Source organism: Planomicrobium sp. CPCC 101110 (assembly GCF_007859395.1).
Taxonomy (GTDB): domain Bacteria; phylum Bacillota; class Bacilli; order Bacillales_A; family Planococcaceae; genus Planococcus.
Window position 1 is genome coordinate 360,787 of the sequence record NZ_VOHD01000006.1, and the last position, 14,746, is coordinate 375,532.

At 41.9% G+C, this 14,746-nt stretch carries 13 protein-coding genes and 1 pseudogene; 5 read left to right on the forward strand and 9 right to left on the reverse strand.

What is annotated here, in order from left to right:
* Position 1: 1 nt before the first annotated feature.
* The 4 genes from FQV30_RS09710 to FQV30_RS09725 form a co-directional block, all read right to left on the reverse strand.
* Positions 2–1,471: a glycoside hydrolase family 32 protein gene (locus tag FQV30_RS09710; RefSeq protein WP_146499961.1), complete on the reverse strand. Its 1,470-nt coding sequence runs from the start codon at positions 1,469–1,471 to the stop codon at positions 2–4.
* A 503-nt stretch (positions 1,472–1,974) separates the two neighbouring features.
* A complete protein-coding gene (locus tag FQV30_RS09715; protein WP_146499962.1) occupies positions 1,975–3,795 on the reverse strand; it encodes a beta-glucoside-specific PTS transporter subunit IIABC in 1,821 nt (606 codons plus the stop codon).
* A 150-nt stretch (positions 3,796–3,945) separates the two neighbouring features.
* Complete coding sequence (locus FQV30_RS09720) at positions 3,946–4,935, reverse strand: LacI family DNA-binding transcriptional regulator (RefSeq protein WP_146499963.1); 990 nt, start codon at positions 4,933–4,935, stop codon at positions 3,946–3,948.
* A gap of 163 nt (positions 4,936–5,098) precedes the next feature.
* Complete coding sequence (locus FQV30_RS09725) at positions 5,099–5,860, reverse strand: MBL fold metallo-hydrolase (RefSeq protein ID WP_146499964.1); 762 nt, start codon at positions 5,858–5,860, stop codon at positions 5,099–5,101.
* Between the two features lie 119 nt (positions 5,861–5,979).
* On the opposite strand from FQV30_RS09725, the gene FQV30_RS09730 reads away from it, so the two are divergent.
* Both FQV30_RS09730 and FQV30_RS09735 read left to right on the forward strand, forming a co-directional pair.
* Complete coding sequence (locus FQV30_RS09730) at positions 5,980–6,399, forward strand: Lrp/AsnC family transcriptional regulator (RefSeq protein WP_146499965.1); 420 nt, start codon at positions 5,980–5,982, stop codon at positions 6,397–6,399.
* A 595-nt stretch (positions 6,400–6,994) separates the two neighbouring features.
* Complete coding sequence (locus FQV30_RS09735; protein WP_483312752.1) at positions 6,995–9,040, forward strand: sensor domain-containing protein; 2,046 nt, start codon at positions 6,995–6,997, stop codon at positions 9,038–9,040.
* 446 nt (positions 9,041–9,486) lie between these two features.
* Here FQV30_RS09735 and FQV30_RS09740 read toward each other — a convergent pair whose 3' ends face one another.
* Both FQV30_RS09740 and FQV30_RS09745 read right to left on the reverse strand, forming a co-directional pair.
* Positions 9,487–10,377 carry a DMT family transporter gene (locus tag FQV30_RS09740; RefSeq protein ID WP_146499966.1) on the reverse strand — a complete coding sequence of 297 codons (891 nt, stop codon included), beginning with the start codon at positions 10,375–10,377 and terminating at the stop codon, positions 9,487–9,489.
* Positions 10,378–10,718: 341 nt separating this feature from the next.
* Complete coding sequence (locus tag FQV30_RS09745) at positions 10,719–11,354, reverse strand: YczE/YyaS/YitT family protein (protein ID WP_146499967.1); 636 nt, start codon at positions 11,352–11,354, stop codon at positions 10,719–10,721.
* Positions 11,355–11,602: 248 nt separating this feature from the next.
* Here FQV30_RS09745 and FQV30_RS09750 point away from each other — a divergent pair, with 248 nt between their 5' ends.
* The 3 genes and pseudogenes from FQV30_RS09750 to FQV30_RS09760 form a co-directional block, all read left to right on the forward strand.
* Positions 11,603–12,055 carry a MarR family winged helix-turn-helix transcriptional regulator gene (locus FQV30_RS09750; RefSeq protein ID WP_146499968.1) on the forward strand — a complete coding sequence of 151 codons (453 nt, stop codon included), beginning with the start codon at positions 11,603–11,605 and terminating at the stop codon, positions 12,053–12,055.
* Positions 12,056–12,080: 25 nt separating this feature from the next.
* The gene (paiA, locus tag FQV30_RS09755) at positions 12,081–12,599 is read left to right on the forward strand and encodes a spermidine/spermine N(1)-acetyltransferase (protein ID WP_146499969.1); all 519 of its coding nucleotides are present in this window, start codon (positions 12,081–12,083) and stop codon (positions 12,597–12,599) included.
* 64 nt (positions 12,600–12,663) lie between these two features.
* Positions 12,664–12,852, forward strand: a pseudogene (locus FQV30_RS09760) (FMN-binding negative transcriptional regulator); the annotation flags it as partial.
* Between the two features lie 88 nt (positions 12,853–12,940).
* Here the strand turns inward: FQV30_RS09760 and FQV30_RS09765 are convergent.
* From FQV30_RS09765 to FQV30_RS18210, 3 genes are read right to left on the reverse strand one after another with little or no spacing between them, the layout of a single operon-like run.
* On the reverse strand, positions 12,941–13,903 hold the full coding sequence (locus FQV30_RS09765; protein ID WP_146499970.1) for a threonine ammonia-lyase: 963 nt from the start codon (positions 13,901–13,903) through the stop codon (positions 12,941–12,943).
* Positions 13,900–14,079 (reverse strand): hypothetical protein, encoded by a 180-nt coding sequence (locus tag FQV30_RS18205; protein WP_255473390.1) that lies wholly within the window; start codon positions 14,077–14,079, stop codon positions 13,900–13,902. The genes FQV30_RS09765 and FQV30_RS18205 overlap by 4 nt, the downstream gene beginning before the upstream one ends.
* Before the next feature lie 19 nt (positions 14,080–14,098).
* A complete protein-coding gene (locus FQV30_RS18210; RefSeq protein WP_255473392.1) occupies positions 14,099–14,386 on the reverse strand; it encodes a hypothetical protein in 288 nt (95 codons plus the stop codon).
* Positions 14,387–14,746: the final 360 nt, after the last annotated feature.

The window sequence follows — 14,746 nt, forward strand, 5'->3', positions numbered from 1 at the left end:
ATTAATAGTCCCACTTTACCGCTTTGAACGCCGCGCTCCCGCCTGTGGCAAAAAAGCGGATTTCTCTGCTTTTTACATCGGGGAAAATCCGGGAAGTAAATACTTCTTCCCCATCATTCACAAAAATTTCAACTGACGAAGAATCAACAAACAGCTGGAACTTGATTTTTTCTCCGGAAAATTCGCATTTTCTTTCTGTTCCAAACTTCCCCCCTACCTCTTTGCCCGATAGAGCGCGATCCAGTACGACTTTTCCTTGTACCGCGTCATATTTGATCACCGTTTTTTCATCGTCCCCTGCCCGGAATTCTATTCCATACTCAGCGGCATCCCCTCGTTCAAACTCACAAACCAGCTCATAGGTGACGCCGGAAATCCAATCATAAATTTTCTTTTCATCTGTGAGTGAATCCGCCGCTTCAGCTTTCATCTTGCGAAGAGATTGCAGCTCCTGAACTGGTTTTTGTCTCAATTTACCGTTCTGAACCGATAGTTCTCTTGGAAGCGTTAAGCAATGTGCCCATCCGTTGATATCACTTGGATATTCGACTTCAGGCAATCCCATCCAGGCAACCATAATGCGTCTGCCTTGGGGATCCATCATTGTATGAGGGGCGTAAAAATCAAAACCTCTGTCAATTTCCTCAAAATTCCCATGGTTCATTTCCTTTTGCTGCAAATCCAACTTCTCGCCCAGCACATACCCGGACTGGAAGATGTTTTGATAGCTGTCTCCTTCAGGTTCCAATCCTTGCGGAGAGAATATTAATACGCCCTGATTTTCAATCTCAAAATAATCCGGGCATTCCCACATATATCCGAAGTGATTCAGATGGGTCGCAAGTTCTCCTTCAAAATTCCATTCCAACAAGTCAGATGAACTCAGTAAAACGACACATCCTATTTCATCTGTTTTTTGCGCCCCAATCACTGCGTAAAATTTTTCGCCGTCTTTCCATACTTTCGGATCACGAAAATGCTCTGTATAGCCAGCAGGCACTTTGTCAAAAACTGATTTTTCCAGCTTGGTGATAGTTCCAGTCGCATCCATCACTGCTATGCATTGATGGGGATTTCGCTTGAAGTTTTCGTCCCGTGTATTGCCTGTATAAAATAAAAATACATTTCCGTCATGTTCAATGGCACTGCCTGAATATGCTCCGTGGCTGTCAAAATAATTGTCCGGCTTGATTGCAATCCCTACATTTTCCCAGTTTACAAGATCTTTCGATTTGGTATGGTACCAATATTTCAATCCATGAAAAGGGCCTAACGGATGCCATTGATAGAACAAATGGTATTCTCCATTGTAAAAACAAAAACCGTTCGGATCATTGAGCAGGCCAGAAATCGGCTGGATATGAAATGTCTGCCGCCATGAACAACTATTGACCCTTAAAATCAGTGCATCAATCTCTTCTTGGCTTACTTCGTCAATGCGGATGTATTTTTTTATTTTCTGTAATTCCATTAGTATTATGCTCCTTTTAGTAAAAGCAAAAATGTCCATTGCTGCCGGTTCAATAAAACCTTTCTTTCACTAAATATTCCCTTCTATTTATACCAAAAATCCCCCCTTTGCGGAACCGGTTCCACTCAAAGTTCAAAAACATGGATTATTATCCTGTTTTCCGCTCTCCCTTACTAAATCACGGTAAACCCAAGTCCAACAAATAGCATACTCTACAATGATCATTATATAACCTTTAGGGCTATTGTTGCACTCATAATTTCGAATTTTTAGAGAACTTTTTTATGTCAGAATTAAGGATTTTTAAATCTTAATATCAGCTGTTACTGGACCCTTCGAATCAGGCAAAGCAGCTGTTGGATATGGGCCGATAATCGTCTTGGTTTACCATAGGATGATAGAGCCGCAAGCCGGTCTGACAGGCTCCCGTGATGCCGATAATACTGCTGTTTCATGCCGCTTCTATCAGTCTAAGGCCTTATCCAGCAAGGCAAGTCCAGAAATCATACAGACAAACTCAGCAAAACATCGTTTGTCCGGACAGTTTCACTATTCGTTTGAGTTATTTCTTTATAGGATGTTGAATTTGTAATGATGACTGGAGTGATGACTTCATATCCTGCCTCTTTGATTTTATCAATATCAAACAGTACCAGTTCATCTCCTTGCTTCACCTTGTCCCCTTGCTTGATCTGAGGCAAGAAATATTTTCCTTCCAGCTCTACTGTGTTGATTCCGATGTGGATTAAAATTTCCACTCCCGTATCTGAAGTAATGCCGACTGCATGACCGGTTGGAAAAAGTGCAGTGACTACACCGTTCACCGGAGAAAATACTGTTCCAACTGCAGGTTCAATCGCTATTCCTTTCCCCATGGCTTCAGCTGAAAAGACGGGATCGTTGACTTGGCTTAGCATCTTGACTTTCCCGGTTAACGGACTTACGATATTTTGTCCCTTTAGAAGAACTTCCCCAGATTCTATTGTTTCGGTGTTCTTGCTTTCATATCCGAATACCAGGACAGCCAGTGCAGTACCAATGATGGAAAGAGCAATGACGATCAAATATCCACTCACCGGAAGGAATGTTGGAATCGTGAAAATCCCGCCGGCTATTTGAGTGGCTCTGACGCCCAAAGCTCCAGCAAGGGCACTTGCAACTCCCCCCATCAGGATGGAAATGATAAACACACGTTTATACCGAAAAAAGATACTGTAGATAACAGGCTCTGTAATTCCGGAAAGAACGCTAGGAATCAACGCGGCACCAGCTACCGCCTTCAGGTTTTTATCCTTCGTCTTTAAGAAGACACCTAATGCTGCTCCGCCTGCAACCCATACTGTTCCCATTATGAGCCCCAGTATCGCATCGCTTCCTGTGGTCGTAATATTGGACAGCATAAGCGGGATGATTGCCCAGTGCAGCCCTAAGATTACGATAAATACCCAGCCGGCTCCCAGTACAAGGCCTGTTAAAATAGCACTCTTATCAAGAATGAAAACTGTACCGTCCAGAATCGCATCTCCTACATAAATACCAAAAGGGCCAAAAATCAGAACTGTCAATGGAACCATCACCAATAAGGACAACATCGGAATAATGATCATATGTAACTGCACATGCAAAACTCTCTTAAGAAACTTCTCTAATAGGGAGTAAATGCAAACAGCTGCAAAAACAGGAAGCACTGTCGATGAATAGTTTATCAATACTACCGGTATGCCTATAAATGAACTGGTGTCTCCGTTCTCCAACAAATTTGTAAAGTTCGGCTCTAATAAAGCAGCAGCTATAGCGGCTGAAATATATGGACTTACGCCGAGTTTCAAAGCTAGCGTAATAGCCATTAGGATTGGAAGAAAGTAGAATACCGCATTGGCAGCAGCTGAAAGAATCTGGTGCGTTCCACTGTCAGCTGAGAGCCAGCCTAGCATTACAAGAACGATTAAAACCGCTTTCAACAATCCGGAACCACAGATCAAAGGAATCAAAGGAGTGAAAGTTCCTGAAATGGTATTGAATATTCTTGAAGCCACACTGCCTTTTTCTTTATTGTCCTCCGTAGAAGCTGAATCCGGCCTGAAATTGCAAATTTTCACTACTTCACTGAACACACTGGAAACTTGAGGTCCGATGACCACCTGATACTGTCCTCCGCTTTCTACCACTTTTAAAATAGCCAGTTTTTCCAGCTCTTCTTTATCGGCTTTTTTATTGTCTTTCAGATTAAATCTTAGCCGGGTAGCGCAGTGTGTAACGTTTGATACATTTTCTCTCCCGCCCACTAACCGGATGATATCTTCCGCTAACTTTCTGTAACTCATGCCTTTCCCTCTCCCTCTGCATTTTAGAATTTGGATAATCTTCTGAACCAATGCCTTCTTAACAGACGGCGGAACCGGTTCCATTTAAATCTAATTTGAAACCGGTTCCATTTAAATCATCAATGAAACCGGTTGCATGGAATGATTATATTACCGTCCAAATTTTTTGTCAACGCTTTCTCTTTCAATAATCTGATATTCTGATAAATTCAAAAGCGGGACTTGGCCTTCGTTCAACAAGGTCACCAGACTGTCTGCTGCTAGCCGCCCTGCATCTTCGTAATGGAATTTCACCGTAGTCAAGCCGGGATGAATAATTCCCGTTATTTCATAACCGCCAAACCCTGTGATGGATAAAGCTGACGGAACATCCAGTCCTTTCAGCCGGGCTGCCTTCAAAGCACCCAATGCAATGTTGTCTGTTGCGCACACTATGATGGAAGGATCGAAGGTCTCGATAATATGGGATGAAATTTTAATGGCATCTTCCATTTTGAAACTTGTCTCGTAATACTCCACTTCACAATCTTCCCTTTCACTTATGGCCCGGTTGAACCCTTCCTTCCTTCTCACTCCAACAGCAATATCTTTTTCCGTAACGCCTAAATAGGCGATTTTCCGATGACCGTTCTCCAATACGTATTTCCCTAAATCATAGGCGGCGGCATCATCGTTATGAATGATGCTATAGACTTTGTCGTGCTGCTGGCCGACAAGGACAACGGGCAATTCTGTTTCATTGAACGCCTTCAAGTGGTCCTTTGTTATTTGTGTAGCAAGCAAGATGATGCCTGCAACTTTTTGGTTGTATAAGCTATAAACACTTTCAATTTCGCGTTCCAACTCCTGGCTGGTATTGGAAATCAGCATCTGGTAGTTCAGTTCTCTCAGGTGTTTGTCAATACCCGTCAAAATTTGGGATGCCGCAAAAGAATCAAGGCGCGGAACAATCGTACCAATAATGTTCGGTTTCTTGGCCTTCAAACTCTGGGCAAAGTTATTGGGCATGTATCCTGTTTCATTTATGATTCGCTCGATCTTTTTTTTCGTGGGCTCACTGATAGAGCCGCCGTTAAGATACCGCGAAACCGTACTTTTTGCCACACCTGCTAACTGGGCTATATCGCCAATTGTTTTCATTCTTCCAACTCCAAAACAATTAAAATATTTTTATTCAGTATATACTAAAATGAGATTGAACAGGAGAAATTATAGAGTGAGAAAGAGCCCCAAAATCTGCCGTCCCTTCTTCGTTCTGATTGAATTTTCATCCTCTCTCAGATGCCACGAGTCACTTCTTGTTTTAGAATGTATAGGACTCTCCGTCTGCCGGCACATAAATTCGGGAAGAAAAGCCTTTTTCATCCGCAAATCTTTTCAATTCTTCTTTAGGCAGTCCCCAGTGATTAGCCGACTCCATATGGACAGCGATTATCGCGGCGGCAGGCGCAGCTTGGTGAACTTCGTAAACATCCTCTTTGCCCATAACAATCGAACCGCCTTCCAGGAATTGATTCGCGCCTGCGTTCACCACGATGACTTCCGGTTTGTGCGCATGGATTGTTTCCTGTACGCTTTCACACCAGACCGTATCCCCAGCTACATAAACGGTTTTCTCGTCTTGATGTTTGAAGACTATGCCCGAGACTTGGCCCATAAGGTTTGCCATCGCCCCTCTGCCATGCTCGCCTTTTGTCTTATGTAAATGGATCCCTTCAAATACCGTATCTCCCTGCAATACCTCAGCGTTTTGGAAACCGTCATTTTGAACCTCTTTCGCATCTTCTTCGTTTTGGACGAACAGTTTGATGTTTTTCGGCAGGGCGTCTTTGGCTGCATCATCCCAGTGGTCCAAATGCAAATGAGTTACAATGACGGCATCTATGCCAGTGATGATTTCATTGATTGGGACAGGCAAGCTATCGAGCGGGTTGTTCTGGTCCTGCCTAGCTGAATTTGGAAATGGCGGATAGGCACCTTTCTCTGCCAAAAACGGATCTACTAAAAACTTTTTGCCGGCATATTTGATCACCAGTGTTGCGTTTCGGATTTGCTGTATGTTCATATTTTCTATCTCCTTTTGATTGAATTACGTACAGTGTATACTATTAGCACATTAAAAATACACAGCATAAATCAAGTCTTTCTGCCGTTTGACTTTATTAATGAAGGGAGTTTAAAGGAATGGTGGACAACACGGATCTGCAGATCTTAGAGGAACTCTCCAAGAACAGCCGCATCACGATGAAAGAATTGGGGAAGAAAATCCATTTAAGCGGACCCGCAACTTCGGCACGGGTGGCGAAATTAGAGGACAGCGGAATTATTGAAGGTTACACCATTGATATTAACCAAGTAAAGATGGGGTATTATATTCACGCCTTGATCAACATCTTCACAAAAAGCACTTCTCATCAGCCTTATCTGTCTTTCCTGGAAACAACAGAGGAACATATCATCAATAATTATAAAATCAGCGGGGACAGCTGCTACTTGCTCGAGTGCAAATTCCCATCCAACTTTGAACTGGATCAATTTCTGATTGGCCTGAACCAATATGTGAACTACAAACTCTCTATTGTCATCAATAAGCAGCCTATCTGATATAGAACACGGCAAAAGTTATAGGACGTATACGCTAAACGGAGTTTTTTCATTAACGGTTGATAGAATCAGGGGAACTCGCCTTTTAAAAAAGGGTATTTCCGCAAATAGAAACGGAGAATGGATGCCAACCAATACACATCCACTCTCTGTTTTTTTATTTGGTCTGCTGCTGGTAAATCATAAAAATTTTAACACCAGGGTCCACTGACAAATTGCCCATCAGAAAAATTGGCAGGATTTTGCTGGACTCCCATAATGGCATTTGTGACGCGCCTGCAATAAATCCGATTGGAACCAGTATGATAAACCAGGAAAAAGAGGGGTTTTACTTAACGGAACACATCTTCCCGCTTTCATTATTCTTTGTCATAGAATAAAGCAACTTCCTATGCCAAGCCTTTTGGTGCTTTCTTACTGTATGGGATGCGATAGAACCATCCGTTAAGTTAAAATATTTTCAAATAACAAAAATGGGTCATTCGGACTGTAGTTTGCACCGTCGAAATAACGCACACTTTACTTACTTTATAAATATGGGAATTGACAAGCTTATTACCTATAAATATCGAAAAAGGCATAGAGTTTGAAGGATGTGGAAAGTTTGAAAGAGGAAAATTCGCAAATTCAAGAATGGATGAACACGGTCGACATTTTTTTGATTGCTATCGATAATAAAGGCACTGTTCTCCGAGTTAATCAGGCATGGCTTGATTTTTGTGAGGAACATGAGGTAAGGGAATCCTTGTGGAAAGTAGGATCTGATTACTTCAAGCAATTGAAAGAACACGGAAAACTCAATGAACTGCAGGCCATTCAACGCGTTCTCAATAACGAATCCGCCGAACACAAGCAAATGTATCCTTTTCTTCTTAAGAACGGAGAAACACAATGGTTTATGGTCAGATTATGCGGAATAGAATTATTATCCACTAAATCTCGAGGTGCCATCATTTATCTTAAACCCGCTGGCCTCCATGATATCGAGCCGATTACTGCAGAAAGCATATTGGAAAGTATGACAGACGGCTTTGCCTTGCTTAACGATCAGTTCCAAATCGACTTTATGAATGAAGTTGCGGAATCCATGCTGCATTGTAATCGCGAAAATGTTATCGGAGCCAACTTATTCGACATTTTCCCTGAAGCTGTCGGCACTTCTTTCCATCAAATCTATCAACAAGCGATGAAAGAACAGCAAACCATCAAGTTTTTTGATTACTATCAACCGCTTAATACATGGTTTCAAGTGAAAGCCTGTCCACTGAAAAGAGGCGGACTTGTTATCTATATCCAAGACATCAGTGAACAAAAAAAAATGGAAGAAAAATTATCTGCTTCAGTCAACTATGATTACTTGACTGAACTGCCCAACCGCCGCTTGCTGACAGCAAGAGGACATTCTTTGATTGAGCAGAAAAAGAAATTCACTGTTTTCTATTTGAATGTGACAAATTTAAAACATATAAATGCAATGTATGACCATGATGTTGGGGATGCGCTGTTAAAAGATCTGGCAAAAAAATTGAATTTGTTAAGGAATGATAAATGCGAAGTAGGACGTCTTGATGGGGATGAATTTGCTGTCATCTATGAACCGGAGTTTGGTGAAAAACTTGAAGGCTTTGCAAAGCAGATTAAAGGAATATTCGAAGAGGCTTACCACCTTCATGATACCCCTCCCCTTTATATCGAAGCCAGTATAGGAATTTCCTGTTTTCCACACGACTCGAAAGTATTCAATGAAGTCTTCTCCTATGCGGAAACCGCAATGCATGAGGCAAAAAAAACCAGTGGATCCTCATACATGTTTTTCCGTCCATCCATGCATATGCAGCGCAGCCGAAAATCCACTATAGAGAAAAGTTTAACAGGAAACTTGAAAGCCATCGGCCTTTACTATACACTTCAGCCACAAATCAACGGTTCTTCAGGTGAAGTTGTCGGAGTTGAAGTTCTGGCTCGCTGGAACCATCCGGAGCTTGGGGAGCTTTCTCCGTTGGAGTTCATTAAAATTGCCGAAGAAACCAGTACAATCACTCCTTTGACGCTTTATCTGATTGAAAAGGTGTTTGTTCAACTGAACGAATGGCAGCGGCGGTTCGGATGGATTCCACGTACAGCCGTTAACATGACATCATCCCTTCTTGCCAGCCCGGTATTCTTTGACGCTTTCTTTGAACTGCAAAAACGCTATAAAATTCCATCGTCAATGGTGGAGATCGAAATTACCGAACAAGCGGAACTGACTTATTCTGAAGCCACTTTGAAAAATTTGCTCCTATGTAAATCGAAAGGAATTTCCATTGCTATTGACGATTTTGGCACCGGATTTTCGATGATTTCCTATTTGACCCATTTTCCAATCACTAAAATCAAGATAGACCGGTCTTTTATCCAAAAAATCGGACAGGACAAGAAATCCGAAGCCGTCCTTAAATCTCTTATTCATTTGGCGAAGAGCATTGAATGCGATTTAGTAGCAGAAGGAGTCGAACGCCCGGAAGAAGTTGCTTTCCTCAAAATGAACGACTGCACCGTTTATCAAGGCTACCTTTACGACAAGCCTTTGAAAGTCCACGATTTCGAAATAAAATATTTACAGCAAAATTATAAATTCCAAGAAAACAAACTGCTATAAAGAACTTGATTGAATAAGCTAAACAATTGTTGCAGAGACAAGCTTCAACTGATATTCGACAGGCACAGAGGTTTTATCGTGCTGCTTCCAGGATCTAAACTGGCAGAGGCGCATATTTTCGGGTAGGAATATTAAAAATAAAAGCCTGGAGGAAAACCGGTCAACTGGTTTTCCTCCAGGCTTTCAGTCCGTAATCTTTAACAAGAAGAGAAAAAGTAGAAATAAAGACTGGAATCACAGCCCTCTTCCTCTCTACTTGAGCTCACCATTTAAGTTGGGCAACTTCCCGTAAAGTCTTGATATGTAAACTTGAAACTTCAATTTTCCATGCTCGAGATTATCTGGCGACTCATCGAAGGCCATTGATACACTGTCTAATGCTGTTTCAATAGGGCGCTTGAAGGTATGGAGCATCAGAGTTCCTAATCAGACTCTTAATACGGTCCTTACGCCACAGGATCCCTATTTTTTTGCTGGAGCAGAAATAATGTTAAACCGATTAAAATGAATGCGATGCCCATACCTTGCTGCAAGGAAATGATCTCATCCAAAATGAAATAAGCGAGTATGCATGTTCCAATTATCTCTCCTAATATGGCCATTGAAATAATTGAAGTACTTAGCCATTTCAACAACCAATTGAAAATGGTTTGCCCTAAAATTGTTGCAACGAACGCTAATCCGACGAAGGACCACCAGGTGTGTGATGAATATGTGAAGAAAGGCGTTTGCTGACTGAACGCAAAAACACCTAAAAGCAATGTACTGCTCCCATAACCAATAACTGCATAAGGGATAAGGGATAGCCTTTTCCGGACATGCTGGCCAATAAAGAAGTAGGCTGTTATGATGCCGGCCGCAATAAAAGCCAGCACATCACCGAACAATGCCTGTCCGCTGATTTGAAAGTCTTGCCATCCTATGACTATACTTCCAGCAATCGCGACGAGACATCCCGTTATAGCCCCTTTACTGAAACGTTCCTTGAAAAGAAAATAGCCGCCCGCCACTGAAAAGAGGGGCTGCAAGGTAACGATGACCGTCGAACTTGCTACAGATGTGTAATTTAATGATTCGAACCACAGGACATAATGGGCTGCGAGAAATACGCCTGATAACAATCCGAGTCCCCATTGTTTTTTTGACAACAAGCATAGTTCCTGGCGGTTCTTTTTGCTGCCTAGTAAAAACGGCAAAAGCATTGCTGCTGCAAAAAGCATCCGATAAAATGCCGTAATTGCCGCAGGTGCATCTGCTACCTTCACAAAAATCGCTGAAGTCGATAATGCAAATACGCCCAAAAATAAAGCTATATACGAAATAAGCGGTGATTTCAATTTTGTCTCCCCCTCGATGCTCGTTTATAATATCAAAACGGATCCTTTATTATGCACAGATTTAAGTATAGAATACTTCTTCGCTCCGTGTTTAGTATGTCAGCGCAAAATGAATGAAACAGACATTATTTCAGAAAAAATTATCTTAAGAACAATCCACTCCCTATAAGGAGTAGGAGAAAGTGGATCTCAACCACAAAACAGGAAAATGTTCCAAAAAAGCCCTTCACCAAGAAAAGAAGGATTCGTGATCGATTACCGGCACATTTTCTTCTTTTGGTGTTTGAATTCGCAGATTTCCTGCAACTTCTGTTTTGTCACGAGAGGTTGGCTGATGCCTTCTATTTCGGCCTTTCGAGGTTATTTGGCGACTTGTTCAAGTTTATTATTATGCTGTCCAATGCTCTCCCTACAGGGGGCATGAAGAAATTCAGTATCAATCCCCCTAAACAGACGGTTAGTACAGTTCCAACACCAATAGGGCCATTTAGCACCATGGCTAAAATCAAGAATAGGAGATAAATGGCCGTTCTTGAAAAGAATAAATTGGTTCCGGTCAATTCCTTCAGGATCAAAGTCAGACGGTCCACTGGAATTGGAGCGAAATTTGTGTGCAGATACGTTGCTGTTCCAAATCCTATAGCGATCAAGCCCACCGAAAAGCAAACGGCTTTGCTTGGCCATAAGGCTGGATCAATCAAATTGCCCAAAAGGAAAAGCCATAAATCAATACCGATGCCAGTGATAACAGCTGTCACCAATCCCAGCACTTCCGGTTTTTTTCTTATTAAAATTGAATTGCAGCCGATCATTATACCAGCCAGTATAATTTCCCAGGTTCCCACGGTAAGCCCTACGCTTCTTGATAGCCCTACCAGCACGGCATCAAAAGGCGACGTTCCAAGATTGGATTGGATTGTGAGCGCAATTCCAAGGGTCAACAGCAAGATTCCGATAATATAGAAAGCATATTTCATATCGTTCCCCCCCTCTCAACTCTTCTTAGCAGCTTTTTTTATCATGAGAATATGCGGGATTCCATCTTCCATAAAAGGTTCAAAGGAAGTCCGGTAACCTGGTTTTGATTCTTGTTGCGTTCCTATTTTTCAGTCCTATTAGTCGATAGGTTTTTTTAATTTGTTGCAAATGCAACAAACAAAGTTTATATTGAATATAGACTTTTATTATTGTATTTGCAACTAAATTTTCTATTAAGGAGACTGCTATGAAAGAGATTCTGCGTGAAATCGGCATGATAGCACGGGCATTGGATTCCATCAGCAACATAGAATTCAAAGAGTTTGATCTGACTAAAGGGCAGTATTTGTATTTGGTCCGAATATGCGAGAACCCAGGGATCATTCAGGAACAGCTGGTGGATATGATCAAAGTGGACCGCTCCACAGCCACTCGTGCACTTCAAAAACTAGTGATAAACGATTTCATTGAAAAGAAAGAAGATCCATACAATAAAAAGATCAAGAGACTTTTTCCAACCGAGAAAGGAAAAAAGGTCTACCCTTTCATCAAAAGAGAAAACGAACATTCCGATCTTGTGGCATTAAAGGGATTTTCTGAAAAAGAAGCAGAAGCTGCATTCGATCTTTTGCAGCGGATCCGGAAAAATGTCGAGAAGGACTGGGAATCTGTTAAAAAAGGAAACAAGCGGGACTATTAATCCACTGAAGGAGCGAGCTATTCAAATGACGATAATGATTAAGAAGTGTACTTTAGAAGATGTACAGGACCTGCAGACAATCAGCGTAAAAACTTTTAGCGAGACTTTCCAGGAACAGAATTCACCGGAACACTTGAATGCCTATATAGAAAGAGCATACAACTTGGAACAACTGAAACATGAAATAGCCAATCCCTCTTCCCATTTCTACTTTATTTATTCGGATCAGGAAACAGCTGGTTACTTAAAGGCCAATACTGATGAGGCACAGTCAGAAGCGATGGGCAATGACTCGCTGGAAATCGAACGAATTTACGTGAAAAAGAAATTCCAGAAACATGGCCTTGGAAAACACCTGATGAACAAAGCGCTGGAAATTGCACTGGAACAGCATAAAAAGAAAATCTGGCTAGGAGTCTGGGAAGATAATGAAAATGCCATTGCGTTCTATCAGAAAAAGGGATTTGTCCAAACGGGTTCCCACTCCTTTTTTATGGGTGATGATGAACAAGTGGACTTGATCATGACAAAGACACTCCTATAATTTTCAATGAAAGGCGGCTTGTCATGTATACACCAGAATATTTTAAAGTCACTGATTTTGAAGATTGGAGAAAGAAATCAAGGGGATTGTCGGATTCAAGTTTAAGGTTGGAGAAATTCAGGCTGCCTTCAAACTAAGCCAAAACAGAAATGAAATGGATTATGCGAACATCATAGAGGAATTGCACAATGAGGAAAATCCTGATTCGAAACAAATCGCCGAAGTGACGGAAAAGAGACTGAAAGATTTCTAACAATCGTTCCTGAATCTAAAAAGCTGTGAACTGTATTTTTTCAGCTCACAGCTTTTTTATTTTGAAAAATAACTTGAAAAGCATCCCTTTAATACTTGGATAAAATACGGGTCAATAACTCCCCGTCGATGTTGCCGCCGGAAAATACGAGCGCAATGTTTTTTCCGCCGATTCGCTCCTGGTAATCCATAACGGCTGCGACGGTGGTGCTGCTTGCGGCTTCCACGATGTATTTTTCTTCTTTTGCCAAGAAACTCAGGGCTTTTGCAATGGATTCTTCTGATACGGCGATAAAATCATCGACACAATCTTTTGCCATCTCGTAACTTAGTTTCCCAATTCCGCCAACGAGCGCATCACATAAGGATTCTTCACTCGGATATTCCTCGTAAAACACGTTGTCCTCATAAGCTTTGATCATCGCTGGACACGCTTCTGTTTGGACCCCGATGATCCGGATATCCGGCTTGATCGCTTTGGCCGCAACTGCCATGCCCGTGATTAACCCTCCACCGCCAACGGGAACCACGATTGTGTCAATGTCTGGATTCTGCTCAAGAATTTCAATCGCCGCTGTCCCCTGGCCTGCGTAAATTTCGGGATCGCTGTAATACGCATCGATATAGGTGAGTTGATGTTTTGCAATATAATCCATGCCTAACGCATGTGCTTCATCGTAATTATTGCCCATCAGCATGACCTCTGCCCCGAAATAGTTGATTTTGTCTATTTTGCTTTGAGGGGTGCTTTTCGGAACGATGACTTTTACATTGGCAATTCCTAGAATCGATGCGGCATAGCTGACGGAACTTCCATGGTTGCCGGAAGAAATTGCTGCCACACCGCGGTCGATTTCCTCCTGTGTCAAGGTCATCATCTTATTTAATGCCCCGCGAATCTTAAAGCTTTTCGCTCGCTGTGCAGATTCCAGTTTAAAGAAGTAGCTTCTGCTCTCGTCTCCAAGGTAGAAGGATTCCTCCAGCGGGGTTTTTCTTACATGTCCTTTGATCCGATCATAGGCGACCTTCACATCATTCGCATTAAAACTCATGATCCCTCTCTCCTTTTACAGTTCTGATGTTGTGTGCCAAGTCCTTGTTCGACGGCCGCCTGCAGCGCAAGTTTTGCAACATAAATATCCAACAGGGCCATTCCTGTGGCATCGAAGACCGTTATTTCCGCATCGTCCGTTCTTCCTTCGATCCTTCCCAAGAGCAAATGGCCCATCTCTCCAGCGCTATTACCTTCAGTGATGATTCCTTGCCGCTGCAACCTGGAAAATGGCCTGTTCTCCTGCCTTTAGTACAAGGAGGTTCCTGGAATCTTTCATGGCCAAGTATTTTACCCCAAGGGCACCAGCTGCACCAGTCCGAATCCCGGTAATGAAGGCGTTCAGATAGCCGGACTTCATGTCCATATCGGCCTTCCCAAATTCAAAGTCGCAGAAAATTGTGGGCCAGGCTTCTGCTTGCTTTTTGCTTTTCGGCTTGTAGATGGTTTCCACCGCTTCTATCACCTGCTTGGTTTCCAACACCTGCCGAACATCCTGGTAACTTAAAACCCTTATATTGAACTTGTTTCATAACATCCTGTCTCATATGACAGCTTTTACTTTGTTCGCTCCCTCCTATCAAAGAAAATCATGTACGCTTCTCTTATGCTTCATACATTCCTAATCCTGTTTTTAGTTTTTCGTATTGTGCATTAACTTAATATAGGTTTTAAGCATTATGTTATATGATTTAATAAAAGTATATAATTTCCTATATAATGATTTTAAAGTACAAAAATAAATTTTAGTATTTGATTTCATCGTTTATATGCCAACGCGTATCATGATTTCAAAAAATGCATAAAAAGAATCATGATAAGCAGCTTTGATGCAATGGTTATA